Annotated in this window: 1 pseudogene; it reads left to right on the top strand. The window is 46.6% G+C overall.

Going from position 1 to position 483, the window contains the following annotated elements:
- Positions 1-483, top strand: a pseudogene (locus EHS11_RS19925) (hypothetical protein); the annotation flags it as partial.

Below are 483 nucleotides of genomic sequence, written 5' to 3'. Positions count from 1 at the left end.
CTCTTCTCAAGAACACAGCAGTTGGTTTGGGAGTGAGTTACGACAAACAAGCTGGCTGGGGTGGAAGGCTAGGAATTGGAAATGCTACAACCAATGCGAGTATAAGTTTCTCACAAAGAGGAAACACAACAATATCAGGATCAGCGAATATTCCTGGAGTGAAAGGTTTGCAATTAACGGCTAGTAGCACGACTAACGGAGCGACTACGGTTGGTGCAAATTACAACGCAGGTAATGGTCCTAGGGAAGGTTGGAACGTGGGTGCGAATTATGATATCCATGGCGGAGGACTTTCCGGGAGTGTTGGATATACAGATCCAAATAGTGGGCTCGGACTTACATCGACAGTAGACGGGAACGGTTTGTCTACATCCGCACAAGTGAATGGTGTGAATCTCGCAACGAATGGACCTAATGGTTTCCAGATGGATGAGATGAACTGGTCGGAACAGAACATCAATTTGGCGCAAGACAGAGGAAATA

Source organism: Leptospira ilyithenensis, assembly GCF_004771005.1.
Taxonomy (GTDB): Bacteria; Spirochaetota; Leptospiria; order Leptospirales; family Leptospiraceae; genus Leptospira_A; species Leptospira_A ilyithenensis.
The sequence above is the reverse complement of the archived record's forward strand: the minus strand, read 5'-3'. Positions and strand labels throughout refer to the sequence as shown.